Below are 22,254 nucleotides of genomic sequence, written 5' to 3'. Positions count from 1 at the left end.
TGTACGCGGGTTACAGGTGGTGCGACGATGGTATTTATGGGGGACAGGGCAACTCTGTTGGAGACAGGGCGGTTTGTGCAGCGCCGCGTTCATCGGCCGGATAGCAAGGTGAACGCGGCTTTTGGTGTTGACACCGCGGTAAAGAGTGAGACCACCGACACATCTGAGACACCCAAGACGTTTGATACACCTGAGATCATCGGGACGACCGAGACCGCCGAGACTGCGGGGTGTGCCGCGACCGCCGAGAGCACGGAGTTCACAGAGAGCACGGGAAGTGCCCGGACCGGCGAAAGCGCCGAGGCCGACGAGGCCGCAGGGACGTCCGCCGGCGCCGAGAGCCCGGAGAGCGCCGAGAGCGAGGCACGTCACCGTCGCGCCGCCGACGCCGGGGACACCGCGTCGATGAGCGTCCTCGGCGCGCTGCTGCTGCGCCGCGGCGACCTGGACGGCGCCGAGCCCTACCTGCGCGGCGCCACCGCGGACGGCGACCGGGCCGCGGCCAACAACCTGGGTGTCCTGCTCCACCAGCGCGGATACCCCGACGACGCGGCCGGCTGGTGGCGCGTCGCCGCCGTCGCGGGCTCCGCAGCCGCCGCGCACGCCCTCGGCCGCCACTACCGCGAGCGCGGCGACGAACCCGGCGCCGAGTACTGGCTGCGGCAGTCCGCCGAGCAGGGCCACGCGCTGGGCGCGTACGCCCTCGCCGACCTGCTGGAACACCGCAGCGACGTCGGCGCGGAGCGCTGGCTGCGCGCCGCCGCGGAACAGGGCCACCGGGAGGCCGCGTACCGTCTCGCGCGCATGCTGGACCGCAACGCCGCGGACGACCCGCACGACGCCTTCGGGCGGCCGGGCTCCGGCCCCGGCGGGAGGGGCGCCGACCGGCCGGACGTCGTCGGCCACGCCGCGATGCGCCGGGACGACGGCCCGGTGGCGGGTCCGGCGACCGGGCGCGTGGGCGAGGCCGAGCAGTGGTACCGGCAGGCCGCCGCGCGGGGACACCAGCGCGCCGCCCTGCACCTCGGCGCCATCCTCGAACAGCGCGGCGAGCCCAAGGAGGCCGGCCGCTGGTACCTCATCTCCGCGAAGGCGGGCGAGGCGCGGGCCGCCTGCGCGCTCGGCTTCCTGCTGCGTGACGCGGGCGACGAGGAGAGCGCCGCCGTGTGGTGGCTGCGCGCGGCGCAGGACGGCGACGGGAACGCCGCCAACGCCCTGGGCGCCCTGCACGCCGCCCGCGGCGAGCAGCAGACCGCCGAGCGCTGGTACCGCGCCGCGATGGACGCGGGCGACGTCAATGGCGCCTACAACCTCGGGCTGCTCTGCGCGGCGCAGGACCGCACACCGCAGGCCGAGCAGTGGTACCGGCGCGCCGCCTACGCGGGCCACCGCGAGGCCGCCAACGCGCTGGCCGTGCTCCTGCTCCAGGCGGGCGACGCGACCGGCGCCGAGCCCTGGTTCTCCAAGGCCGCCGAGGCGGGCAGCGTGGACGCGGCGTTCAACCTCGGCATCCTGTACGCCGGGCGCGACGAGGACCGTGCCGCCCTGGTCTGGTACGAACGGGCGGCGGCGGCCGGGCACACCGAGGCCGCGCTCCAGGTCGGCATGGCCCTGCTGCACCGGGGCGAGGAGCAGGAGGCCGAGCGCCATCTGCGCTGCGCGGCCGGCGGCGGCAGCGCCGAGGCCGCCTTCCGGCTGGCCGGGGTGCTGGACTCGCGTCGCCCGCCGCCCGGCCCGCCCGCGCTGGGCGAGCCGATGCCGGAGAAGACCGAGTGCGAGGAGTGGTACGAGCGGGCCGCCGAGCAGGGGCACCGGCGGGCCCAGGTGCGGGTCGGGATGCTCGCGGCCGCCCGCGGTGACGTGGACAGCGCCGCCCGCTGGTACCGCGAGGCCGCCGAGGCGGGCAGCCGCAACGGCGCTTTCAACCTGGGCCTGCTGCTCGCCCGTGAGGGCAGCGAGCGCGAGGCCGCCCTGTGGTGGAGCCGCGCCGCGAACGACGGGCACGGCCGGGCCGCCCTGCGCCTGGCCCTGCTGGCCGCCCGCCGCGGCGAGCTGACCGAGGGGCAGCGCTGGTGCGCGCGGGCCGTCGAGCTGGGTCCGGCGGAGGTCGCCGAGCGGGCCGCCCGACTGCGCGAGGCGCTGCACCAGGAGCTGACCGCGTAGGACGGTCCGGGGGTGGCGCGGGCTGCGTCGCCCCCGGACCGTTCCGCACGGTGTACGGCCAGGGGGAAGCGGTGACCCCGGATCCGCGCCGCCCGCGCGAGGGCGTTGTCGATTTGCGCTGGTCCGGAGCGGTGACGTACTGTTGTGAACACAACGACGCGGGGTGGAGCAGCTCGGTAGCTCGCTGGGCTCATAACCCAGAGGTCGCAGGTTCAAATCCTGTCCCCGCTACTGAAAACAGAGGGCCGGATCCTTCAGGGATCCGGCCCTCTGTGCATGTTTGAGCCGCGCACGGCATGCTCAAGCCATGCACGCTCGGGAGCCGGCCGTTCGACGATTCCGGTGATGCCCCGGGTTCGGTGATGCCTGGCCCCGATGGTGCCTGAGTCCGGTGATGTCCGGGTTCGTGCGGCCCGCTTCCCGCGCCGGAGCGGGGGATGCGGACCGGAGCGGAGGATGCGGGCCGGCCCGTGCGGGCGGCGAGCCGCGGGCCGCGATGACCGGTCTGCCGACCGGCCCGGCTCAGGCCGTCGCGGCGCAGTTCGGGCACATGCCCCGGTAGGTCACCTCGACATCGGAGACCGTGAAACCGAAGCGCTCCTCGCTCGGCAGGTCCGCCATCGGGTCGCCGGCCGGGTGCACGTCGCGGATCGTGCCGCAGCCCGCGCAGACGAGGTGGTGGTGGGGGCGGTGCGCGTTCGGGTCGTAGCGCTTGGCGCGGCGATCCGTGGAGACCTCTATGACCTCACCGAGCGTCACCATCTCGCCCAGGGTGTTGTAGACGGTGGCGCGGGAGATCTCGGGCAGCTTGGCGACGGCCCGCGCGTGGACCTCGTCGGCCGTCAGGTGCACATGGTCCCCGTCGAGGACCTCGGCCACGACACGCCGCTGCGCAGTCATGCGCCAGCCGCGTCCGCGAAGGCGTTCCAACAGGTCACTCATGACGACAAGCCTAACAGTGGAGGGAGCGTGTCCCGAACAGGTGTGAGTTTGGATGTCCACTTGACTTGGACAATGTCCATTGTAGGATCAGCATCGGCATAAGCCAAGGGACAGGCTGTGCAGGACATGACGAATGCGCAGGAACGACGCAGGAGGCGCACATGACGCAGGGACCGCTCACCACGGAGGCCGGCGCACCGGTCGCCGACAACCAGAACAGCCAGACCGCGGGCGTCGGCGGGCCTGTCCTGGTACAGGACCAGTCACTGCTGGAGAAGCTGGCGCACTTCAACCGTGAGCGCATCCCGGAGCGTGTCGTGCACGCCCGCGGCGCCGGTGCGTACGGCACGTTCACGCTGACCCGTGACGTCTCGCAGTGGACGCGGGCGAAGTTTCTCTCCGAGGTCGGCAAGCAGACCGAAACGTTCCTGCGCTTCTCCACCGTCGCGGGCAATCTCGGCGCGGCCGACGCGGTGCGCGACCCCCGCGGCTGGGCGCTGAAGTTCTACACCGAAGAGGGCAACTACGACCTCGTCGGCAACAACACCCCGGTGTTCTTCATCAAGGACGCCATCAAGTTCCCCGACTTCATCCACACCCAGAAGCGCGACCCGTACACCGGCTCGCAGGAGGCGGACAACGTCTGGGACTTCTGGGGTCTGTCCCCCGAGTCCACCCACCAGGTGACCTGGCTCTTCGGCGACCGCGGCATCCCCGCCAGCTACCGCCACATGAACGGCTACGGCTCGCACACCTTCCAGTGGAACAACGAGGCCGGCGAGGTCTTCTGGGTCAAGTACCACTTCAAGACCGACCAGGGCATCAAGAACCTCACCTCGGAGGAGGCCGCCCTCCTCGCCGGTTCCGACCCGGACAGCCACCAGCGCGACCTGCGCGAGGCCATCGAGCGCGGCGACTTCCCGACCTGGACCGTGCAGGTCCAGATCATGCCGGCGGCCGAGGCGGCCACGTACCGCTTCAACCCGTTCGACCTCACCAAGGTGTGGCCGCACGAGGACTACCCGCCGATCGAGATCGGGAAGCTGGAGCTCAACCGCAACCCGGAGAACATCTTCGCCGAGGTCGAGCAGTCGATCTTCAGCCCCGCGCACTTCGTGCCGGGCATCGGTCCGTCCCCCGACAAGATGCTCCAGGGCCGTCTCTTCGCGTACGGCGACGCCCACCGCTACCGCGTCGGCATCAACGCCGACCACCTGCCGGTGAACCGTCCGCACGCCACCGAGGCGCGCACCAACAGCCGGGACGGCTACCTGTACGACGGCCGCCACAAGGGCGCGAAGAACTACGAGCCGAACAGCTTCGGCGGCCCGGCGCAGACCGACCGGCCGCTGTGGGGGCCCACCACCGTCAACGGCGAGGTCGGTACGCACGCGGCTCCGAGCCACGCCGAGGACGACGACTTCGTGCAGGCCGGAAACCTCTACCGGCTCTTCTCCGAGGACGAGAAGGCGCGGCTGATCGACAACCTCGCCGGATTCATCGCCAAGGTGTCGCGCGACGACATCGCCGAGCGCGCGATCAGCAACTTCCGCCGGGCGGACGGCGACTTCGGCAAGCGTCTGGAGGCCGCGGTCCAGGCCCTGCGCGGCTGATCCGGGCGTCTGTCGTCGGCGGTGGGCCGGTCTCCCTTCGCGGGGAGACCGGCCCATCGGTCGTCCGGGGCGCTCAGCCGATGAGTTCCGCGTGGCGGCGGCGCCTGGTGGGCGTCCAGCAGCGCAGGATGTCGCGGACCGAGACGATGCCCACGGGCCCGTGGTCGTCCAGCACGATCAGATGGCGGAACCCGCCGTGCGTCATGGCCTCCGCGGCCTCCTGCAGGGTCCAGGTGGGGGCGGCGAAGACCACGTCGGTGGTGGTGTGGGGGGCCGCGGTCTCGACGTCGGGATCCTGGCCGCGGCCGATCGCGTCGAGTATGTCGCGTTCGGTGAGGATGCCGAGTCCGCTGGTGTCCTGGTCGAGGACGACCGCGGCTCCGACGCGACGGACCGACATCAGCCAGGCGGCCTGGCGGAGCGTGTGGGTGGGGCCGATGGTGAGGACCAGGGTGCTCATGGCGTCACGGACGAGCATGAAGGGAGCCACCTCCTTGTCGGAACGACCGCATGAGTCGGTTCACAAATTCACAAGTGGGGGATTCCCAGGGTCGCATCGATACGGGGGACCGACAAGGGGCGAAGCCGCCCGGGAACGCGCACACGGGGGCGCGCGGCGCCGCCCCGGACCGCCCCCGGTCGGCCCGGCGGGGCTCCCGGCGCGATCCGGGCGGCCGGTGCTCCCCGCACGCGCCCCGGGCGGTGCGGGGCGTGAAGCAGCGGTACGGGTGGTGCGGGGTGCGAAGCGGCGGTGCGGGGCGCGAAGTGCGGGGCCGGGTCAGTAGCGCTGGTTCAGATAGCCCAGCAGCTCGTGGTGGAGCAGGCCGTTGGAGGCCGCGGCGTTGCCACCGCCGGGGCCGGAGACCCCGTCCAGGCTGGTGAACTTCCCGCCCGCCTCCTGCACGATGATCGCGTTGGCGGCCATGTCCCAGAGCGAGAGCTCCGGCTCCGCGCAGATGTCCACCGAACCCTCGGCGACCATCATGTACGGCCAGAAGTCGCCGTACCCGCGCGTGCGCCAGCAGGCCCTGGTCAGATCCAGGAACCCGCCGAGCCGGCCCTGCTCCTCCCAGCCGCTCAGCGACGCGTACGCGAACGAGGCGTCCGCGATCCGCTCGACCTTCGACACCTGGAGCCGGGTCGCGGAGGTCAGGCTGCGGCCGGTGAACGCCCCGGCCCCCTTCGCAGCCCACCAGCGCCGGTTCAGCGCCGGGGCCGACACCACGCCGACGACCGGCTGGAAGCCTCCCCCGCTCTCGGCCCCGCTCGACTGGGAGGTGCCCCCTTCCACGGCCTCCATCAGCGAGATCAGCGTCGCCCAGACCGGCACACCGCGCACATAGTTCTTGGTGCCGTCGATCGGGTCGACCACCCAGCGCCGCGGACCGGTGCCCTCGATGCCGAACTCCTCGCCCAGGATCGCGTCACGCGGGCGCGCCCGCTGGAGGTGGCCCCGGATCAGCTCCTCGGCGGCCTTGTCGGCCTCGCTCACCGGCGTCATGTCCGGCTTGGTCTCGACCTTGAGGTCCAGGGCCTTGAACCGGTCCATCGTCACCGCGTCGGCGGCGTCCGCCAGTACATGGGCAAGGCGCAGATCATCGTGGTAATCGGGCATGTCGTCACAGTATCGACCGCAGGTGAACGGAGCCACAGGACCCTGCTCCGCGCGGTCGCCCGAACCGCTGTCCCGCAGCCGCCCGGAGCGGGGCGGCTCAGTGGGCCGAGCCCGAGAGCTGGAGCCCGATCACCCCGATGATCACCAGGGAGATCGAGACCAGCTTGAGGGTGGAGACCACGTCGTCGAGGAAGACCATGCCGTAGATCGCGGTGCCCGCCGCGCCGATGCCGGTCCACACGGCGTAGGCGGGGCCCACGTCGAGCTTCTTCAGCGACAGCGTCAGCAGCCCGAAGCTGCCGAGGGCGAAGGCGGCGAACGCGATGGTCGGCCAGAGCCGGGTGAAGCCGTGCGAGAGTTTCAGACAGACGGCGAAGCCGGTCTCCAGAAGTCCTGCGACCACGACCAGCAACCACGCCATCGTTCAGTGCCCTCCCGCGTCGGTGCCCGTCTTGCCGCACTCGGTGTGATTATGCACTTACCGGTGGCGGCGAATCGCAAACGTGCCCGGACGGCCGTCGACGCGTCGCCCCCCTGGACCGGCACCGGCACCGACGCCGCCCCCCGGCCGCCACCGGTCCCGCCGGGTCAGTCGCCCTCGCGCCGCTCGCGGGTGGACAGCAGCCGACGCAGCGAGTCGAGCCGTGCCGGGTCCGCGTGGCCGTCCGCCACCCAGGCGTCCAGGGCGCATTCCGGTTGCCGGCTGTCGTGGGTGCAGCCGCGCGGGCACTCCTCGGCCCCGGGCTCCAGGTCCGGGAACGCGTGGATCACCCGGGAGGGTTCGATGTGGTTGAGCCCGAAGGAGCGCACCCCGGGGGTGTCGATCACCCAGCCGCGACAGCCGGACAGCGGCAGTGCCAGCGCCGACGTGGTGGTGTGCCGGCCGCGGCCCGTGACCGCGTTGACCACCCCGGTCGTACGCCGCCGGTCCTCCGGCACGAGGGCGTTGACCAGCGTGGTCTTGCCGACGCCGGAGTGCCCGACGAAGGCGGTGACCCGGTCGCGCAGCTGCTCGCGGACCCGGTCCGCCGCGTCGCCGTTCTCCAGTTCCTCGCGGCTGGTGACGAGGAACGGCACGCCCAGCGGGGTGTACGCCTCCAGCAGCTTGTCCGGGGAGGCCAGGTCCGACTTGGTGAGCACCAGGAGCGGGGAGAGCCCGCCGTCGTACGCGGCGACCAGACAGCGGTCGATCATCCGCGGCCGGGGTTCCGGATCGGCCAGTGCCGTGACGATCGCCAGCTGGTCGGCGTTGGCGACGACCACCCGCTCGTACGGGTCGTCGTCGTCCGCGGTCCGGCGCAGCACCGAGCGGCGCTCGCCGATGCGGACGATGCGGGCGAGGGTGTCCTTGTCGCCGGAGAGGTCCCCGACGATCGAGACGGTGTCACCCACCACGGCGGCCTTCCGCCCCAGCTCACGGGCCTTCATCGCCACGACCGTACGGCCGTCGACGAGACAGGTGAGACGGCCGCGGTCGACGGTGAGGACCATGCCGTCCTCGGCGTCCTCGTGCTTGGGACGGATATGGGTACGGGGCCGGTTGCCCTTGCGGTTGGGGCGGACCCGGACGTCGTCCTCGTCGGGGTTCTTGCCGTAACGGCGCATCTCTCAGGCCCCGAGCATTCCGGTCCACATCTGCGGGAAGTCCGGCAGGGTCTTGGCGGTTGTCGCCACGTTCTCGATCTCCACTCCGGGGACGGCAAGGCCGATGATCGACCCCGCGGTTGCCATCCGGTGGTCGTCGTACGTATGGAAGGTACCGCCGCGCAGCGGCCGGGGCCGGATGCGGAGCCCGTCGGCGGTCTCGGTGACGTCGCCGCCGAGCTCGTTGATCTCCTTGGTGAGCGCGGCCAGCCGGTCCGTCTCGTGCAGCCGCAGATGGGCGACACCGCTCAGGGTGGACGGCGAATCGGCGAGGGCCGCGACCGCCGCGATACCGGGCGTCAGCTCGCCGACCTCGCCGAGGTCGACGTCGATGCCGTGGATGCGGCCCGACCCGGTGAAGGTGAGGCCGTGCTCGGTCAGCTCGCAGCTGCCGCCCATCGCGGTGAAGATCTCGCGCAGCGTGTCGCCCGGCTGGGTGGTGTGCTCGGGCCAGTCGGGGATGGTGACCCGGCCGCCGGTGACCAGCGCGGCCGCGAGGAACGGCTGGGCGTTGGAGAGGTCGGGCTCGATGGTCAGGTCGCGGCCGAGCAGGGCGGAGGGGGAGACCCGCCAGACGTTCGGCTCGCCGCCCGTCTCCGGCTCGTCCACCTGCGCGCCGACCGCCCGCAGCATGTCCACGGTCATCCGGATGTGCGGCATGGAGGGGAGCCGGGCGCCGGTGTGGCGCACCTCCACCCCCTGGTTGAAGCGGGGCGCCGAGAGCAGCAGCGCCGAGACGAACTGGGAGGACGAGGAGGCGTCGATCGCCACCGGCCCGCCGTCCAGCGCGCCGCTGCCGTGCACCGTCATCGGCAGCGAGCCGCGCCCCTCGTCGTCGATCCGGGCGCCGAGCACCCGCAGCGCGTCGATCACGCCGTCCAGCGGACGCTCGTACGAACGCGGGTCGCCGTCGAACCGGATCGGGCCGTCGGCGAGGGCCGCGACCGGCGGCAGGAAGCGCATCACCGTGCCGGCGTTGCCGACGTCGACCGTGGTGGGGCCGTGCAGACCGGCCGGGATGACCCGCCACGCCTCGCCGGAGGCCCCCGGGCCGCCCTCGACGGCCGAGCTGGACGAGACCGTCTCCTCGATGCCGACGCCCATCGCGCGCAGCGCCTCGGCCATCAGCAGGGTGTCACGGGAGCGCAACGGACGGCGCAGCCAGCCGGGCTCGGCGGCGAGCGCGGCCAGGACGAGCGCGCGATTGGTGACCGACTTCGACCCGGGCACGGTGACGGTCGCATCGACGGCCCCGGTTGCATGCGGGGCGGGCCAGAGGGCGGGGTGCGCGGAGCTTTCGGTCATGGACCTCACTTTAGAGCGTCCGACGGGCCCGGCCACCGCCGTCGGCCGCCCGCCTCACATGCCGAGCAGCCAGCGCCCGCCGCCGATCAGGGAGCAGAGCGACACCGCGTGGAAGAGGAAGAGCCAGAGCGCCGCCGGTACGTCGGTCAGCCGCGACAACTGGTCCGCGTCCGAGTCCGGCGCGCCCCCGTGCCGCCGCTTCGACTGGAGCTCGAAGGCCGGCCGTACGCCGCCCAGCAGCAGGAACCAGACCACGGTGTACGCGAACAGCGACTGCACGGCGGCCGAGGTCAGCCAGGACACCAGCAGGAAGGCCGATCCGGTGAGGACCACCGTCAGCGCCCCGTACACATTGCGGATCATCACCAGCATCACCGCGAGCAGCGCGGTGGCCAGCCACAGCAGCAGCGTGATCCTGCCGTCGACCAGCAGCCACGCCCCGCCCAGCCCCAGCAGCGGCGGGGCGGTGTAGCCGGCCGCCGCGGTGAGGATCATGCCGATGCCGGTCGGTCTGCCGCGGCTGACGGTCAGGCCGCTGGTGTCCGAGTGCAGCCTGATGCCGGTGAGCTGCCGGCCGGTGAGCAGTGCGATCAGCCCGTGGCCGCCCTCGTGCGCGATGGTGATCGCGTTGCGGCTCAGCCGCCATATCGGGTTCGGTACGACGGCGATGAGGGCGAGCGTCCCGGTCACCACCACGAGCCACTGTTCGGGGGCGGGCTGGGTACCGGTGACGCGGTCCCACAGATTGCCCAGGTCGGTGCTGTCCATGAAGCGGGCGGCTCCTTGCGGTGTCGGTCGGCGTCTTGTCGTCGTGACGGTCGTGGCAGTCTGGCACTCATGTGCGGACGGTATGCAGCGAGTCGGCGGCCCGAGGACCTGACCGGAATCTTCCAGGTCGAGAAGTGGGAGCCCGCGGAGGCTCTGGCGCCCGATTGGAACGTGGCGCCGACCAAGGAGGTCTACGCGGTACTGGAACGTCCGGTGAAAGACGCGGCGGACCCGCGCCCGGTTCGCCAGATGCGCACCCTGAAGTGGGGACTCGTGCCGTCCTGGGCGAAGTCGCCCGACGGTGCCGCGCGGATGATCAACGCCCGTGCGGAGACCGTCCACGAGAAGCCGTCCTTCCGGCGCTCCTTCGCCTCCCGGCGCTGCATCCTGCCCGCCGACGGCTACTACGAGTGGGTCACCGGTGCGGACGAGCGGCAGCTGGAGGAGAAGGGGAGGAAGAAGCGTCCGCGCAAGCAGCCGTACTTCGTGACGCCCGCCGACGGATCGGTCTTCGCGATGGCCGGCCTGTACGACTTCTGGCGCGACCGGACGCTGCCGGACGACCACCCGATGGCCTGGTGGGTGACCTGCTCGGTGATCACCACGGAGGCGGAGACCACCCCGCTCGGCGTCGCCCCCGCCGAGGGCCCGGCGACGCTCGCCGACATCCACCCCCGGATGCCCCTGATGCTCACCCCGGACCGGTGGGGCGCCTGGCTCGACCCGGCGGCCACCGAGGTCGAGGAGGTACGGGCGCTGCTCGCGCCGCCACCGCCCGGACTGATGCGGGCCTACCCGGTGACCACGGCCGTCAGCAACGTCCGCAACAACGGGCCCGAGCTGGTGGAGGAGTTGGCCGCGCCGGAGGAGGGCACCCTCTTCTGACGCCTTTTAGGCGTCCCACCGGGGAGGATGGGACGCGTGAGTACCACAGAGACAGACCGTACGGTCGAGACGGTCGAGACCGAGGCCGGACCGGCCAGGATCACCTGGTTCCCCGCCGTGTACGCGACAGGTGCGGGAGGTGCGGCGGGTGCCCGGCTCGTGCTCGCCCTCGGCCACGGCGCGGGCGGCGGCATCGAGGCCCGGGACCTCCGGGCGCTGGCCGCCGCGCTGCCCGCCCACGGGGTGACCGTCGCCCTGGTGGAGCAGCCGTGGCGGGTCGCCGGGAAGAAGCTCGCGCCCGCCCCGAAGACGCTGGACGCCGGGTGGCGCGGGGTGTGGCCGGCCCTCGCAGCCGCCGGAGTGCCCGTCGTCGCGGGCGGGCGCAGCGCCGGGGCCCGGGTGGCCTGTCGGACGGCCGCGGAGCTGGGCGCCCACGCCGTTCTCGCGCTCGCCTTCCCGCTGCACCCCCCGGGCAGGCCGGAGAGGTCCCGCGAGGACGAGCTCGTCGGGACCGGCGTGCCCACGCTCGTCGTGCAGGGCGGCAACGACCCGTTCGGGCGGCCCGCCGAATTCTCCCCGGGGGCGTACGGGATCGCCGAGGTGCCGTACGGCGACCACGGGTTCGCCGTGCCGAAGAAGGCCGGCACGACGCAGGAGCGGGCGCTGGAGACCCTGACCGCCGCCGTGACCGGATGGCTCTCCACCGTCGTCCGGCCCGAGCCCCCGCAAACCCCGTGACGCACGGCCCCGGGCCCGGAATCCCGCCTTCCCGGAATCTCGCGTCCCCGGAATTCCGCGTCCCGGGTCCGGACCGCCGCGTCCCGGCCCGGATTTCCGTGTGACGTATGCCCCGGGAATGTTGGGCGAGGGGCGGCTGTTGTGCGTGTCATCGGTACATCAACGTCGTATGTGTGGAGAGGGAGTCCGTCGCATGGGTTCGACCATCTGCCCGCGTCGCTCGAACGCCGCTGACCTGGAGTGGACGGTCCTGCATGCGGCCAGGACCACTCCCGAGCGGGCGCCGGGCGGACCGAATCGACAGCCCGTCTCGAAGCAGGGTCGACTATTCTCCGATTCGAGCGGGTCGGGTTTCGACTCCGCCACAGCGTTGGAGGAGGTGGGTCCGGTCACTGGGACCGACACAGGGACCGACGACGGCCGCGCACCGGAGACGGCTGCCGAGCGCAACGCACGCTTCGAGCGGGACGCTCTCGGTTACCTCGACCAGATGTACTCGGCCGCGCTGCGCATGACGCGCAATCCCGCGGACGCCGAGGACCTGGTCCAGGAGACGTACGCCAAGGCGTACGGCTCCTTCCATCAGTTCCGTGAGGGCACCAACCTCAAGGCGTGGATGTACCGCATCCTCACCAATACCTTCATCAACTCGTACCGCAAGAAGCAGCGGGAACCCCAGCGCAGCGCCGCCGAGGAGATCGAGGACTGGCAGCTGGCGCGCGCCGAGTCGCACATGTCGACCGGTCTGCGCTCCGCGGAGTCGCAGGCGCTCGACCACCTGCCCGACTCGGACGTGAAGTCCGCCCTGCAGGCGATCCCCGAGGAGTTCCGCATCGCCGTGTATCTCGCCGATGTAGAGGGCTTTGCCTACAAGGAGATCGCGGACATCATGGGGACTCCCATCGGTACGGTGATGTCCCGACTGCACCGGGGCCGCCGCCAGTTGCGCGGCATGCTGGAGGACTACGCCCGGGAGCGCGGGCTCGTCCCGGCCGGTGCCGGAGAGTCGGACGATCGGAAAGGCTCGGGCTCATGAGCTGCGGAGAGCCGCACGAGACGGACTGCTCGGAGGTGCTCGACCACCTCTACGAGTTCCTCGACCACGAGATGCCCGACAGTGACTGCAACAAGTTCGAGGTGCACTTCGAGGAGTGCTCCCCGTGCCTGGAGAAGTACGGCCTGGAGCAGGCCGTGAAGAAGCTGGTGAAGCGCTGCTGCGGCCAGGACGACGTACCGAGCGATCTGCGGTCCAAGGTGATGGGCCGGATCGATCTGATCCGCTCGGGCCAAGCGGTGCCCGAGCAGGACGTGACGGCCGCGGAGAGCGAACAGCCGACCGCCGCCAAGGAGTGACGGCCGGCCACCGGCCCTGACCGGTCCGCCCCGCGTTCCATACGGGTGGGGGTGCGCCGCGCACGACGCGGCGCACCCCCATGCGCGTGTCCGGGCCCGATCCGGGCTGTCGTCCCGTATGTCACCCGAATGTGCTAATCCGGTCCATTGCCGCTCGATCCTGCGCACAAATCGCTAGCGTGGCGCCTCCATTGACCATGTTGAGGGGCGGGCCGAGCGGGTGAGAGCCACACGCGGGGCGGCGCGCGCGTACATCCTGGTGGTCGCGGTCGGCGCACTGTGCTGCGTGCTCCCCGTCCTGTGGACCGGGGAGGAGATCCCGTGGTTCACCGTCGCACTGCTCACCGGGCTCTATCTGGTCTGCGAACTCCCCGGGCGCTGCCCGTTCTTCGGCGGCTCCGTGCCGATCAGTGCCGGATCGTTCTTTCCGCTGCTGCTCGCCGCCGCGTTCCTGCTGCCGCCCGCCGTGGCCGCCCTCGTCGCCGTACCCGGATCGCTCGTCGGCCGGGTGGAGCAGCCGCCCGCCGCCGCACGGCGCGTCTGGCGGGCCGCGCAGCTCGCCGTCACGGTCTGGGCGGCCTCGACCGTCCACGGACTGCTCGGCGGCGCCGCGGCGCTCGGCGGCACCGGCACCGGCCCCGACCTCCCGTACGCGATCCTGCCCGCCTGCGCCGCGGCCCTGGTCTTCAGCCTCGTCCTGACCGCGCTGGACGGCTCGATCCTGGTCGTGGCCGAACGGCTGCCGCCGGGGCGCGCCTGGGGCGGGCTGCTGCCCCGCTCGCTGGGGCCGCACCTGGTGCACGGGCTCGCCGGGCTGATGATGGCGGTGCTGTGGCGCGGCCCGTACGGACCGCTGTCCGCGCTCATCGTCCTGCTGCCGATGTACATCTCCTGCTGGATCTTCGCCCAGTACCACCGCGAGCACGCCGCCCACCGGGCCACCATCAGGGCGCTGGTGCAGGCCGTCGACATCAAGGACACCTACACCCGGGGGCACAGCGAACGGGTCGGCCGGGCCTCCGTCATCATCGCCCGCGAACTGGGCATGGAGAAGGGCCGGCTGGAGGTCCTCCGGTTCGCCGGCATCCTGCACGACGTCGGCAAGCTCGGCGTCCCCACCCGGGTGCTCCGCAAGGACGGGCCGCTCACCCCGGAGGAGCGACAGGTGATCGAGCTGCATCCGGAGTACGGGCACGAGATCGTCCGCGGCATCGGCTTCCTCGGCGAGGCACGGGCCGCGATCCTGCACCATCACGAACGGCTCGACGGCAGTGGCTATCCGTACGGGCTCCGGGGGCGCGAGATCCCGGAGTTCGCGCGGGTCGTCGCGGTGGCGGACGCGTTCGACGCGATGACCTCTACCCGCTCGTACCGGCGGGGCAGGCCGGTGCCCGCCGCGCTGGAGGAGCTGAAGCGGTGCGCGGGCACGCAGTTCGATCCGCAGATGGTGCGGGCGCTGGTGCGCGGGCTGGAGCGGCACGGCTGGTCGGCGGTGACGGCGGGGGTGACGTCGGACGAGCCCCCGGCCGCCCGGCCCGGAAACGGAAGCGGGATCGGGAACGGGAGCAGCGGTGGGAGCGGGGACGCCGGGGCCGTCCGGCGGCCGGTCCGCCCCCGGCCGCCCTCCGGGCTCGACCGCGTACCGCCCGCCCAGCCGACGACCTCCGGACGCGGCGGCGCGCCCCGCGCCCACCCACCGCGGGACGGGACCGGCCGGACGCCTCCCGCGCAGCCGTCGCGGGACGGGGCCGGCCGGCTGCCCCACCCGCAGGCGCCCGGTCCGCAGCCGCCCGCGGACCATCGCCGGTGAGCCGGGACCGGGCCGGGGCGCGGCCGTCCCCCGTCGCCCTCGCCGTCCGGGGCGCCGCCGCCCTGCTCGCCGTCGCGGGACTGGCCCACACCCTCTGGTACGGCGTCCACGACCCCGGCCACGCCCTGGCCTTCGGCGTCCTCATCACCGTCGGCGAACTGGCCCGCTGGGGCGCCCTGCCCGCCGAGCGCGAGCCCGCGCCGCTCGGTGCCGCCGGGGCACTCGCGTACGCCCTCCTCGGCCGCAGCGGCGGCGGACCCACCGAGCACGGCGTCCCCCAGGTGATCGCCGTGCTCGTCGCGGCACAGCTCGTCGCCTGCGTGCCCCAGGTGGCGCGCGGCACCGGGCCGGGCCCCGACCGGGTGGCCCGCCGGGTCCTGTCCGTCACCTTCGCCGCCGTGTGCTTCCAGCCGCTGTACAACTCCGGCCGCACCGCGAGCTGGTTCGGCGAAGGCCCGTACTACGTGCTCGTCCTGCTGCTGCTCCTCGTGCTCACCGCCCTGTGCGACGCCGTCCTCGCGGCCCTGCTGCTGCACTCGCGCACCCGCCACCCCTACCCGCCGCTGCTGCGGGACCAGCTGCGCGGTCTCGTCGGCATCGGTTCGGCGGTCTGTGCGACCGGCGTCGTGATGGCGCTCGGGGTGGCCGTCGCCGGGCTGTGGGCGCTGCCCGTGCTGTGCGTGCCGCTGCTGCTGACCCAGGTCTCCTTCCGCCGGTTCGTCGCCGTGCGCACCACCTACCGGCAGACCATCGCCTCGCTCGCCCGGTCCACCGAGATCGCCGGGTACACCCCGCACGGGCATGCCCGCCGGGTCGCGGCGCTCTGCCGGGCCGTCGGCCGTGAGCTGGGACTCTCCGGGAGCCAGCTGACCGTCCTTGAGTACGCGGCCCTGATGCACGACATCGGCCAGCTCTCCCTGGTCGACCCGGTGCCGGACGGGGCGACGGCCATGCTGCCCGCCGCCGAGCAGCGCCGCATCGCCCTGCTCGGCGGGGCCGTGGTCCGGCAGACCGGGGTGGACACCGAGGTCGCCGTCGTGGTGGAGAGGCAGGCCGACCCCTATCGCGAGCAGCCGTTGTCCGCCAGGATCGTCAGGGCGGTCAACGCATACGACGACCTCTGCGGGGAAAGTCTCATCGGGCCACTGGGCGCACTGGAACAGCTCAGGCTCGGGACCGCCCACGACTATCAGCCCGAAGTCGTGGAATCACTGGCCCGGGTCCTGTCCCGGAGCGGTCCGGCCCCGGTTCTCCCCGGGTAACCCATGGGTAATGAGCGAGCGTCCGGCCCGGCATGGTTGGATGCGAAGAAGAGCGGAAAACGAGGGTGTCCAGTCGGGACGGGCGGGAATCGTGAGGATCTTCGGGAAGGTACGGCATCGGCCCTCCGCCTCTTGGCGGCAGGCCACGGACCGCGCGTTCACGCTGATCGGCGACGGCCGGTACGAGGACGCGGGCGCGCTGCTGACACGTGCGGCGGACCTGGAACCCTGGCTCTCCGAGTCGTGGTTCAACCTGGCGCTGCTGCACAAGTTCCGGCACGACTGGGAACAGGCGAGGGCGGCGGGCCTGCGGGCGGTGGCGCTGCTCGACAAGGAGTCCGGCGCCCCCGACTGGTGGAACGTCGGGATCGCCGCCACCGCGCTGCAGGACTGGCCGCTGGCACGCCGCGCCTGGCAGGCGTACGGCCTGAAGGTGCCGGGCACCGGCCAGCACACCCCGGCGGCCAACAGCGAGCCGGTCGGCATGGAGCTGGGCAGCGCCGCGGTGCGGCTGTCGCCGGAGGGCGAGGCCGAGGTCGTGTGGGGCCGCAGGCTCGATCCGGCCCGGATGGAGGTGCTCTCCATCCCACTGCCGTCGTCCGGGCGCCGCTGGGGCGAGGTCGTCCTGCACGACGGGGTGCCGAACGGCGAGCGGGTCACCGCGGCCGGACCCTCGTACCCCGTCTTCGACGAGATCGAGCTGTGGGCGCCGTCCCCCGTGCCCACCTGGGTGGTGCTGCTCGAAGCGGCCACCGAGGCGGACCGGGACGCGCTGGAGCGGCTGGCGTCCGACGCCGGGTTCGCCGCCGAGGACTGGTCGTCCTCCGTGCGGCTGCTCTGCCGGGCCTGCTCGGAGAGCCGGATGGAGAGCTACGAGGGCGACGGCGACCACCTCGACCCGCACGACCACAGCGAGCCCGGACACCCCGGCCCGCTGGGCCACCGCACCTCCGGTGAGCTGTGGGCGCCGGAGCGGGAGTGCGGGATAGCCGCGCCGGCCGGGCTGGTGCGCGGCCTGCTGGACGGCTGGGTGGCGGACAGTCCGGACAGCCGCGAGTGGCGGGATCTCGAAGAGGTCTGCTGACCGGTGCGGTGGCCGGAAAGCCCTTGCGCCCCCGGCGATCACGGCACAGCGCTTAGGCTGTACGCGCACCGGTCGCGGTGCTCGGAGGGTTCCCCGGGCTGCCCGGGTTCCAGGTTTTGAGGAAGGCGTACGGCGGACATGGCGCAACAGGACACGGACGAGCAGATCAACGTCGACGACGAGGGATTCGTCGTGGACACCGAGGACTGTGAGGCGCGCGAGGCCGCATACCGCGAGCGCGGCACCTCCCGCCCGATCACGGTCGTGGGCAACCCGGTGCTCCACAAGGAGTGCAAGGACGTCACCGAGTTCGGCGACGAGCTGGCCGGGCTGATCGACGACATGTTCGCCAGCCAGCGGACGGCGGAGGGCGTGGGCCTGGCCGCCAACCAGATCGGTGTAGACCTCAAGGTCTTCGTGTACGACTGCCCGGACGACGACGGCGTGCGGCACGTGGGTGCCGTCTGCAACCCGGTGCTCGAAGAGCTGGCGCCCGAGGACCGGGTCCTGGACGACTCCAACGAGGGCTGCCTCTCCGTCCCGACGGCGTACGCCTCGCTGGCCCGCCCGGACTACGCGGTGGTCCGCGGCCAGGACGCCAAGGGCAACCCGATCAAGGTCCGCGGCAACGGCTACTTCGCCCGCTGCCTCCAGCACGAGACGGACCATCTGTACGGCTACCTGTACATCGACCGGCTCTCGAAGCGGGACCGCAAGGACGCGCTGCGGCAGATGGCGGAGAACACGCCGCGCTACGAGGTCGTGCCGAACGACTGAGCAGACGTCGGGGCATGGCCGACGGGCCCGGTCCGCCCCGCGAGGCGGACCGGGCCCTTCCGGCTTCCGGGCCTCTCCTGGCAGTCAACTGTCATTTCTTTGCGAGAAGTTGACGCGCGTCAACTCGTCCGACAGGCTTTCCTCCCCACAGCCTTTTCGTGTAGGGAGCCCCCCTCATGCCCAGACGTACCGCACGACTCCTGCTCGGCCTTGTCATGACCATGGCATTCGCCTTGGGCGGGGCCGTGGTGACCGCCGGCACCGCGCAGGCCGACGGCTGCTACACCTGGACTCGCACGCTGCGCCCCGGCGCCACGGGCAACGACGTCGTCCAGCTCCAGATCCGGGTGGCCGGATACCCCGGCTACAACTCCGTACTCGCCATCGACGGCTCCTACGGCCCGGCCACCACCGCCGCCGTCAAGCGTTTCCAGGCCGCCCACGGCCTCGCCGCCGACGGCATCGCGGGCCCGGCCACCCAGGCCAAGATCTACTCGCTGCAGGACAACGACTGCACTCCGATCCACTTCACCTACCCCGAGCTCAACAAGTGCAACAGCACCTGGGCCGGCGGCAAGGTGGCGGCCGGAACGGCGAAGGCCAACGCGCTGAGCTCCATGTGGAAGCTGGAGGCGCTGCGGCACGCGCTCGGTGACCAGCCGCTCCGGGTCACCAGCGGATTCCGCTCGGTCTCCTGCAACGCGGCGGTCGGCGGGGCGTCCAACAGCCGTCACATGTACGGGGACGCCGTCGACCTCGGCGCCGGACCGCACTCGCTGTGCACCATCGCCAAGCAGGCCCGCAACCACGGCTTCAACGGGATCCTCGGCCCGGGTTACCCCGGCCACAACGACCACATCCACGTGAACCAGGGCCCCTCGCACTACTGGTCGGCGCCCAGCTGCGGCATCTGACGCACCGCGGGGCCCCGTACGCCGGTTCCTTTCCGGACCGGTGCACGGGGCCTTTCGCATGCCGGGTGCCGGGTGTCGTGTGCTGTGCGCCGCGTATCGCTTGCCACGCTCAGGCCTCACGGGACAGCCCTTAGTCTGTTCCATCATGCTCAACAGGGTTTTTTTCCCGGGTGAGTTGGAGGGGGCAGGGGTGGCAGGACTGCTGGCAGGGCGCTACCGGCTGGAAGAGCGGTTGGGGGCCGGCGGGATGGGGGAGGCGTGGGCCGCCTGGGACGCCGAGATGCAGCGGCGTGTCGCGGTGAAGACGATGCACAGCCGGGGCGGGACGTCGGACGCACGCGTCCTGTTCCGCGAGGCGCGCACCGCGGGACGCCTCAGCCATCCGGGCATCGTGACCGTCCACGACATCGCCCTGGACAGCGACGGCCGTCGTTTCCTCGTCATGGAACTGATCGACGGGCGCGACCTCGGGAAAGTGCTCGAAACGGACGGGCCGTTCTCCGTGGACACCGCGCTGGACCGGGCCGCACAGGTGGCCGACGCCCTCGGGGCCGCCCACGCCGCGGGCGTCGTCCACCGGGACCTGAAGCCCTCGAACCTGATGCTCACCGCCGCCGGAACGGTCAAGATCCTGGACTTCGGCATCGCCGGATTCCTCGACTCCGCCCACACCCTCAGCGAACCCGTCGGCTCATGGCCCTACATGGCGCCCGAGCGGATCGACGGCGGGAGCGGTGACGGGCGCACCGACCTGTACGCCCTGGGCTGTGTGATCCACGAACTCCTCACCGGCAGCCCGCCGTTCGGCGACCTGAGCGGCTACGCCCTGCTCACCGCCCACAAGGAGACCGTGCCGGAACCCCTCGGAACACTGCGGGCCGACCTGCCCGCCGGACTCGGCGAACTGGTCGCCGAACTCCTCGCCAAGGACCCGGGGGAGCGCCCCGCGCGGGCGGAGGAGGTCCGCGACCGCCTGCGCCTGCTGGCGGCCGGAGCACCGCCCGTACCGGCACCGCACCCGGACGGACAGGCACCGCCGACCACCCGCCCGCGCCACGACGCCACCACGGTCACCGGCCCCCGTGCGCCCGAGCCCGTGCTCGCGCCCACGGTCCCGGCCCCGCCCGCGACCCCTACCCGGCCCGCCGGTCCGGGAGCCGGGCCCACGCGCCGCCCGCCCCGTCGTCGCCGGGCCCTGATCGCGACCGCCGCGCTCATCGCCTGCGCGGTCGCCGCGGCGCTGCTCCTCCTGAGATCCGGGGACGGCCGCACCTTGTGGTCCGCCGAATCCGTCTCCACCCGGGGCGTGGCCGCCGGGGGAACGGTCTTCCTCACCGGGGCCGAGGACGGCACGGTCGAGGCCCGGGACGTCAGGACCGGCGATCTCCGGTGGACGTACCGCACCGGCGGTGACGTGGCGGACCCCCGGGCGTCCGCCGACGGCACCCTCTACGTCGCCGCCGCCGGTGGCGCGGTCCACGCCGTGGACACCCGTACCGGCAGGCGCCGCTGGGCCGTGCCCGGCCCGGAGGGAGCCCGGGACCACGGCGAGCTGACCGCGTCGGCAGGCCGGGTGTACGTCGTCACCGGAGCGGACACCCGCGCCCTCGACGCCAGGAGCGGGAAGACGCTGTGGCACGCCCTGCCCGGTGTCCCCGGCACCCTCGCGGCCACCGCGGACACCGTCTACGTGAGCGCCACGACCGACGACCACGACGAGGAGTACGGGAAGGAGGACGCCAAGGAGGACGCCAAGGTGTTCGCCCTCGACGCCGCCACCGGGAGGACCAGGTGGACCCACTCCACCTCCGAACCGATCGTCGGCGCCCCCCTGGCGCACGGCGACACCGTCTACGTCGGCTCCTGGGACGACCGGATGTACGCCCTGGACGCCCGCACCGGCACACCGGAATGGACCTACGAGGCGGGAGACGCCATCGGGACCACACCCGCCTTCGCCGACGGGCTGCTCTACCTCACCACCCAGAACGGAACGCTCGCCGCCCTGGACGCGCGGTCCGGCGACGTCGTATGGCACCACGAAGTATCGGGATACGGGGAGGTCGGCGAGTCACCGGCCGTCGCCGACGGCATCGTGTACACCGCCGACGCCGGGACCGACCGCATCAGCGCCTTCGACGCGCGCAGCGGCAAGGAGAAGTGGCACCACACCATCGAGGACACCGAGGCGTTCTCCGCCCCGGTCCTCGTGGACGGCGTTCTTCTCGTGTCCGGGAAGGACGACGTGGAGGACGTCCCGACCGTCCTCCACGCCCTGGACACCCGCCCCTGAGAGGGGCCGCCCCACGGCAAGGGGCCGGACCCGCCGCACACGCGACAGGACCGGCCCCGCACCCTCATTGCCCTAGAAGTCGTCGTCGAAGGCGACCGAGCCCTCCACCGCCACCTGGTACGCGGACGGGCGGCGCTCGAAGAAGTTCGTCAGCTCCTGAACGCCCTGCAGTTCCATGAACGAGAACGGGTTCTCGGAGCCGTAGACCGCCGGGAAGCCCAGCCGGGTGAGCCGCTGGTCGGCGACGCACTCCAGGTACTGCCGCATCGACTCGGTGTTCATGCCGGGCAGCCCGTCACCGCACAGATCGCGGCCGAACTGCAGCTCTGCGGCCACGGCCTCCTTCAGCATGTCGGTGACCTGCTGCCGCAGCTCGTCGTCGAAGAGGTCCGGCTCCTCCTTGCGGACGGTGTCCACCACCTCGAACGCGAAGTTCATGTGCATCGTCTCGTCCCGGAACACCCAGTTGGTGCCCGTGGCGAGACCGTGCAGCAGCCCCCGCGAACGGAACCAGTAGACGTACGCGAACGCACCGTAGAAGAACAGCCCCTCGATGCACGCCGCGAAGCAGATCAGGTTCAGCAGGAAGCGGCGGCGGTCGGCCTTCGTCTCCAGGCGCTCGATCTTCTCGACCGAATCCATCCACTTGAAGCAGAACTGCGCCTTCTCCCGGATCGAGGGGATCTCCTCGACCGCGTCGAACGCCGCCGCCCGGTCCTCCGGATCGGGCAGATAGGTGTCCAGCAGCGTCAGATAGAACTGGACGTGCACGGCCTCCTCGAAGAGCTGCCGCGACAAGTACAGCCGCGCCTCGGGGGAGTTGATGTGCTTGTACAGCGTCAGCACGAGGTTGTTGGCGACGATCGAGTCGCCCGTGGCGAAGAACGCGACGAGCCGGCCGATCAGATGCTGCTCACCCGGCGACAGCTTGGCGAGGTCGGCCACGTCGGAGTGCAGATCGACCTCCTCCACCGTCCAGGTGTTCTTGATCGCGTCCCGGTAGCGCTCGTAGAAGTCCGGGTAGCGCATGGGGCGCAGGGTCAGTTCGAAGCCCGGGTCGAGCAGGTTCTTCCCGGAACCGGTGGAGA

Annotated in this window: 20 protein-coding genes and 1 tRNA gene; 13 read left to right on the top strand and 8 right to left on the bottom strand. The window is 72.1% G+C overall.

Going from position 1 to position 22,254, the window contains the following annotated elements; all coding sequences use genetic code 11:
• Positions 1 to 27: 27 nt before the first annotated feature.
• Together ACWCXX_RS15310 and ACWCXX_RS15305 are read left to right on the top strand one after the other, a co-directional pair.
• Positions 28 to 2,163, top strand: a complete 2,136-nt coding sequence (locus tag ACWCXX_RS15310; protein ID WP_451127238.1) for a sel1 repeat family protein — start codon at positions 28 to 30, stop codon at positions 2,161 to 2,163.
• A gap of 157 nt (positions 2,164 to 2,320) precedes the next feature.
• A tRNA-Met gene (locus ACWCXX_RS15305) sits at positions 2,321 to 2,394 on the top strand.
• Between the two features lie 291 nt (positions 2,395 to 2,685).
• Here the strand turns inward: ACWCXX_RS15305 and ACWCXX_RS15300 are convergent.
• Positions 2,686 to 3,105, bottom strand: coding sequence for a Fur family transcriptional regulator (locus ACWCXX_RS15300; protein WP_451127236.1), 420 nt, complete (start codon positions 3,103 to 3,105; stop codon positions 2,686 to 2,688).
• A gap of 161 nt (positions 3,106 to 3,266) precedes the next feature.
• Between ACWCXX_RS15300 and ACWCXX_RS15295 the strand changes: the two genes are divergently transcribed.
• Positions 3,267 to 4,718 carry a catalase gene (locus tag ACWCXX_RS15295; RefSeq protein WP_451127234.1) on the top strand — a complete coding sequence of 484 codons (1,452 nt, stop codon included), beginning with the start codon at positions 3,267 to 3,269 and terminating at the stop codon, positions 4,716 to 4,718.
• Positions 4,719 to 4,791: 73 nt separating this feature from the next.
• Here the strand turns inward: ACWCXX_RS15295 and ACWCXX_RS15290 are convergent, their stop codons facing one another.
• The 6 genes from ACWCXX_RS15290 to ACWCXX_RS15265 form a co-directional block, all read right to left on the bottom strand.
• Entirely contained in the window at positions 4,792 to 5,196 is a 405-nt protein-coding gene (locus ACWCXX_RS15290; RefSeq protein ID WP_451127232.1) for a CBS domain-containing protein, read from the bottom strand.
• 300 nt (positions 5,197 to 5,496) lie between these two features.
• On the bottom strand, positions 5,497 to 6,333 hold the full coding sequence (gene hisN / locus ACWCXX_RS15285) for a histidinol-phosphatase (protein ID WP_451127230.1): 837 nt from the start codon (positions 6,331 to 6,333) through the stop codon (positions 5,497 to 5,499).
• Between the two features lie 97 nt (positions 6,334 to 6,430).
• Positions 6,431 to 6,754, bottom strand: a complete 324-nt coding sequence (locus ACWCXX_RS15280; protein WP_451127228.1) for a DMT family transporter — start codon at positions 6,752 to 6,754, stop codon at positions 6,431 to 6,433.
• Positions 6,755 to 6,921: 167 nt separating this feature from the next.
• Positions 6,922 to 7,938 (bottom strand): ribosome small subunit-dependent GTPase A, encoded by a 1,017-nt coding sequence (gene rsgA / locus ACWCXX_RS15275; RefSeq protein ID WP_451127226.1) that lies wholly within the window; start codon positions 7,936 to 7,938, stop codon positions 6,922 to 6,924.
• A gap of 3 nt (positions 7,939 to 7,941) precedes the next feature.
• Positions 7,942 to 9,282 carry a 3-phosphoshikimate 1-carboxyvinyltransferase gene (gene aroA / locus ACWCXX_RS15270; RefSeq protein ID WP_451127224.1) on the bottom strand — a complete coding sequence of 447 codons (1,341 nt, stop codon included), beginning with the start codon at positions 9,280 to 9,282 and terminating at the stop codon, positions 7,942 to 7,944.
• A 54-nt stretch (positions 9,283 to 9,336) separates the two neighbouring features.
• Positions 9,337 to 10,050, bottom strand: coding sequence for a M50 family metallopeptidase (locus ACWCXX_RS15265; protein WP_451127222.1), 714 nt, complete (start codon positions 10,048 to 10,050; stop codon positions 9,337 to 9,339).
• 69 nt (positions 10,051 to 10,119) lie between these two features.
• Here ACWCXX_RS15265 and ACWCXX_RS15260 point away from each other — a divergent pair, with 69 nt between their 5' ends.
• The 10 genes from ACWCXX_RS15260 (at position 10,120) to ACWCXX_RS15215 (ending at position 21,166) form a co-directional block, all read left to right on the top strand.
• Positions 10,120 to 10,935: an SOS response-associated peptidase gene (locus ACWCXX_RS15260; RefSeq protein WP_451127220.1), complete on the top strand. Its 816-nt coding sequence runs from the start codon at positions 10,120 to 10,122 to the stop codon at positions 10,933 to 10,935.
• Positions 10,936 to 10,971: 36 nt separating this feature from the next.
• The gene (locus ACWCXX_RS15255; RefSeq protein ID WP_451127218.1) at positions 10,972 to 11,673 is read left to right on the top strand and encodes an alpha/beta hydrolase family protein; all 702 of its coding nucleotides are present in this window, start codon (positions 10,972 to 10,974) and stop codon (positions 11,671 to 11,673) included.
• A gap of 379 nt (positions 11,674 to 12,052) precedes the next feature.
• Positions 12,053 to 12,709 (top strand): sigma-70 family RNA polymerase sigma factor, encoded by a 657-nt coding sequence (locus tag ACWCXX_RS15250; protein ID WP_451127216.1) that lies wholly within the window; start codon positions 12,053 to 12,055, stop codon positions 12,707 to 12,709.
• Positions 12,706 to 13,026 (top strand): mycothiol system anti-sigma-R factor, encoded by a 321-nt coding sequence (rsrA, locus tag ACWCXX_RS15245; protein ID WP_451127214.1) that lies wholly within the window; start codon positions 12,706 to 12,708, stop codon positions 13,024 to 13,026. Before ACWCXX_RS15250 ends, rsrA begins: the two co-directional genes overlap by 4 nt.
• Before the next feature lie 220 nt (positions 13,027 to 13,246).
• Entirely contained in the window at positions 13,247 to 14,836 is a 1,590-nt protein-coding gene (locus ACWCXX_RS15240) for an HD-GYP domain-containing protein (protein WP_451127212.1), read from the top strand.
• Positions 14,833 to 16,098 (top strand): HD-GYP domain-containing protein, encoded by a 1,266-nt coding sequence (locus ACWCXX_RS15235; protein ID WP_451127210.1) that lies wholly within the window; start codon positions 14,833 to 14,835, stop codon positions 16,096 to 16,098. Before ACWCXX_RS15240 ends, ACWCXX_RS15235 begins: the two co-directional genes overlap by 4 nt.
• Before the next feature lie 91 nt (positions 16,099 to 16,189).
• The gene (locus ACWCXX_RS15230) at positions 16,190 to 17,182 is read left to right on the top strand and encodes a tetratricopeptide repeat protein (RefSeq protein WP_451127208.1); all 993 of its coding nucleotides are present in this window, start codon (positions 16,190 to 16,192) and stop codon (positions 17,180 to 17,182) included.
• 138 nt (positions 17,183 to 17,320) lie between these two features.
• Positions 17,321 to 17,959, top strand: coding sequence for a peptide deformylase (gene def, locus ACWCXX_RS15225; protein ID WP_451127206.1), 639 nt, complete (start codon positions 17,321 to 17,323; stop codon positions 17,957 to 17,959).
• A 176-nt stretch (positions 17,960 to 18,135) separates the two neighbouring features.
• Complete coding sequence (locus ACWCXX_RS15220) at positions 18,136 to 18,873, top strand: D-Ala-D-Ala carboxypeptidase family metallohydrolase (RefSeq protein WP_451127204.1); 738 nt, start codon at positions 18,136 to 18,138, stop codon at positions 18,871 to 18,873.
• 190 nt (positions 18,874 to 19,063) lie between these two features.
• Entirely contained in the window at positions 19,064 to 21,166 is a 2,103-nt protein-coding gene (locus ACWCXX_RS15215; protein WP_451127202.1) for a protein kinase domain-containing protein, read from the top strand.
• A 72-nt stretch (positions 21,167 to 21,238) separates the two neighbouring features.
• Here ACWCXX_RS15215 and ACWCXX_RS15210 read toward each other — a convergent pair whose 3' ends face one another.
• The gene (locus ACWCXX_RS15210; protein ID WP_451127403.1) at positions 21,239 to 22,195 is read right to left on the bottom strand and encodes a ribonucleotide-diphosphate reductase subunit beta; all 957 of its coding nucleotides are present in this window, start codon (positions 22,193 to 22,195) and stop codon (positions 21,239 to 21,241) included.
• Positions 22,196 to 22,254 lie beyond the last annotated feature (59 nt).

The organism is Streptomyces sp. NPDC001732 (genome assembly GCF_053596315.1).
Note: the sequence above shows the minus strand (reverse complement) of the source record. Positions and strands in the feature narration are given on the sequence as shown.

Bases quoted from the DNA above. Each gene is read 5' to 3' on its own strand.
- ACWCXX_RS15290 (WP_451127232.1), bottom strand. From the start codon at position 5,196: ATGCTCGTCCGTGACGCCATGAGCACCCTGGTCCTCACCATCGGCCCC.
- ACWCXX_RS15300 (WP_451127236.1), bottom strand. From the start codon at position 3,105: ATGAGTGACCTGTTGGAACGCCTTCGCGGACGCGGCTGGCGCATGACT.
- ACWCXX_RS15265 (WP_451127222.1), bottom strand. From the start codon at position 10,050: ATGGACAGCACCGACCTGGGCAATCTGTGGGACCGCGTCACCGGTACC.
- ACWCXX_RS15280 (WP_451127228.1), bottom strand. From the start codon at position 6,754: ATGGCGTGGTTGCTGGTCGTGGTCGCAGGACTTCTGGAGACCGGCTTC.
- ACWCXX_RS15295 (WP_451127234.1), top strand. From the start codon at position 3,267: ATGACGCAGGGACCGCTCACCACGGAGGCCGGCGCACCGGTCGCCGAC.
- hisN (WP_451127230.1), bottom strand. From the start codon at position 6,333: ATGCCCGATTACCACGATGATCTGCGCCTTGCCCATGTACTGGCGGAC.
- ACWCXX_RS15260 (WP_451127220.1), top strand. From the start codon at position 10,120: ATGTGCGGACGGTATGCAGCGAGTCGGCGGCCCGAGGACCTGACCGGA.
- rsgA (WP_451127226.1), bottom strand. From the start codon at position 7,938: ATGCGCCGTTACGGCAAGAACCCCGACGAGGACGACGTCCGGGTCCGC.
- def (WP_451127206.1), top strand. From the start codon at position 17,321: ATGGCGCAACAGGACACGGACGAGCAGATCAACGTCGACGACGAGGGA.
- ACWCXX_RS15210 (WP_451127403.1), bottom strand. From the start codon at position 22,195: ATGCGCTACCCGGACTTCTACGAGCGCTACCGGGACGCGATCAAGAAC.
- aroA (WP_451127224.1), bottom strand. From the start codon at position 9,282: ATGACCGAAAGCTCCGCGCACCCCGCCCTCTGGCCCGCCCCGCATGCA.
- rsrA (WP_451127214.1), top strand. From the start codon at position 12,706: ATGAGCTGCGGAGAGCCGCACGAGACGGACTGCTCGGAGGTGCTCGAC.
- ACWCXX_RS15310 (WP_451127238.1), top strand. From the start codon at position 28: ATGGTATTTATGGGGGACAGGGCAACTCTGTTGGAGACAGGGCGGTTT.
- ACWCXX_RS15220 (WP_451127204.1), top strand. From the start codon at position 18,136: ATGCCCAGACGTACCGCACGACTCCTGCTCGGCCTTGTCATGACCATG.